We start from the raw sequence: 234 nt of genomic DNA, 5'->3' as shown, positions 1-234 counted from the left end.
TCGTACGCCTCCACCTCAATGATCTTGCGCTCGGTGTCCATGCCGACGTTGCTCCACTGGCCGTCCCGCGTGCGCTTGCGCAGCTGCCCGTAGTCGGCAGGGAAATACATGGTGCCGTCGGCGAGAGTGGCCGGCTCGTCCTGTACCGGTACGGTGACTGTTCGGTTCAGGCGGAGAATCGCATCAGGATCCTTGGCCGATGTCAGCGCTTCAATCGTGGACGTCTTGTTGACC

At 62.0% G+C, this 234-nt stretch carries 1 protein-coding gene; it reads right to left on the bottom strand.

Annotation, left to right across the window (positions count from 1 at the left end; translation table 11 throughout):
* The coding region (locus tag ACQG3P_RS24180; protein ID WP_426806465.1) for a hypothetical protein at window positions 1-234 on the bottom strand (234 nt) is incomplete at both ends.

This window comes from Stenotrophomonas sp. SrG (assembly GCF_050031795.1).
Classification (GTDB): domain Bacteria; phylum Pseudomonadota; class Gammaproteobacteria; order Xanthomonadales; family Xanthomonadaceae; genus Stenotrophomonas; species Stenotrophomonas rhizophila_A.
The sequence above is the reverse complement of the archived record's forward strand: the minus strand, read 5'-3'. Positions and strand labels throughout refer to the sequence as shown.